The 1,577-nt window shown below is 75.7% G+C and carries 1 protein-coding gene; it reads left to right on the top strand.

Annotation, left to right across the window (positions count from 1 at the left end; all coding sequences use genetic code 11):
• Positions 1 to 101 precede the first annotated feature (101 nt).
• Complete coding sequence (locus E2C05_RS31645) at positions 102 to 1,289, top strand: MFS transporter (protein WP_133223566.1); 1,188 nt, start codon at positions 102 to 104, stop codon at positions 1,287 to 1,289.
• Positions 1,290 to 1,577 lie beyond the last annotated feature (288 nt).

The following is a 1,577-nucleotide window of genomic DNA, read 5'->3' on the forward strand; positions in this document are numbered from 1 at the left end:
GCCGCCGCCGCCGCGGCCCGATGCACCGCGGGCGCCCGCCGGGCCGGCCCGCGCCCCCCGGCCTGTAGCCCCGGCCACGAAACCCTGCTTAGACCCGCCGCATGCCCCCCACCCAAGCCGTGCCCGAGCCGGCCCTGCCGCGCATGCCCTGGGCGCTGCTCGCCGCCGCCTGCCTCGGCATGTTCGCCGCGTCTTCCTCCGGCACCACCCGCGCGCCCTTCCTGATCGACATGGCGCGCGACCTGGAGGCGAGCCTGCCGCTGGTGGCGAACCTGATGGCGCTCACCTCCATCGCCTGGGGCGCCGCGTCCCTGTTCGCCGGCGCGGGATCGGACCGCTGGGGACGACGGCCCTTCCTCATCGGCGGGCCGATCGCGCTCGCGCTCTGCATGGCGGGCCTCTCCTCCTCCGGCAGCTATCTCGAGGCGGCGCTGTGGTCGACGCTGGCCGGCGGCTGCGCCGGCGGCTTCACCGGCGTGCTGATGGCCGAGGCTTCGGCCCGCACGGTGGACCGCCAGCGCGGCCGGGCACTGGGCTGGGTGATGGCCGGGCAGTCGCTGACCCTGCTGGTCGGCGTGCCGGCGGCCGCCTGGATCGGCACCTTCGTCGGCTGGCGCGGGGTCAATCTCTGCGTCGCCGCGCTGGCGGTCTTCGCCGCCACCGGCCTGTTCGCGACGACGCTGCGGCCGGCGGCCGAGGCGCGCGGCGGCGCTGGCGCGGCGCGCACCGGCTTCCGCGCCGCCATGTCGCCCCGCGTGCTGCGCCTGCTGGTCATGGGGGTCGCCGAGCGCATCTGCTACGGGCTGACGGCGGTGTATTTCGCCACCTTCCTGCAGGTCACCTACGGCCTCTCGCTCGGCCAGGTGGCGCTTCCGCTGGCGCTCTTCGCGCTCGGCAACATCCTCGGCACCGTGCTGGGCGGGCAACTGGCGGACCGGCTGCCGGACCGGCAACTGGTCTTCGCCGCCGCCATGTTCGGCTCGGCGCTGGTGGCGCTGGCGCTGTTCGGCTGGCGGGTGGGGCTGGTGCCGACCGTCGCGCTCGGCTTCGGCTATGTGCTGGTGAATGCGCTGGCGCGGCCGGCGCTGATGGCGGCCATGGCCAATGTGCCGGACGAGGTACGCGGCACCGTGCTGGGGCTGAACGTCACCTCGGCCAGCTTCGGCTGGCTGGGGGCGGCATCGCTGGGCGGCTGGATGATGGCGGAATTCGGCTTCGGCGGCTTCGGGCCGCTGACCGCGGGCGTGGCGGTGCTGGGCGGCGCGCTGGCGCTGATGCGCCGCGGCTAGAGCAGATCCCGCTCGGGTGGACTCACCTGAGCGGGTGAAGATGCTCTTCGAATCAAATGACCAGAGCGGTTGCCGTGAGCCATGGCGAACGGGAACCGCTCCAGGCGCATCGCGGAGCGGCGGACGCGCCGCCGGCCCTGCCTTCGCCGGCGACTTGCCGGGATCGGATGGCGGGGCGGCCTGCACGCCGCGCCGCGATCACTGGCCGGGAGCGGCCCGCGTGCCCGGGCGCGCAGGCGGGCGCCCCGGCATCAGGCGGCCGGCGGCCGGCCCGCGATCGCCCGCGTC

The sequence above is a fragment of the Paracraurococcus ruber genome (genome assembly GCF_004353985.1).
Taxonomy (GTDB): Bacteria; Pseudomonadota; Alphaproteobacteria; order Acetobacterales; family Acetobacteraceae; genus Paracraurococcus; species Paracraurococcus ruber.

What these genes read in the sequence shown, in the direction of transcription:
- E2C05_RS31645 (WP_133223566.1), top strand. Translation starts at nt 102, where the DNA reads ATGCCCCCCACCCAAGCCGTGCCCGAGCCGGCCCTGCCGCGCATGCCC.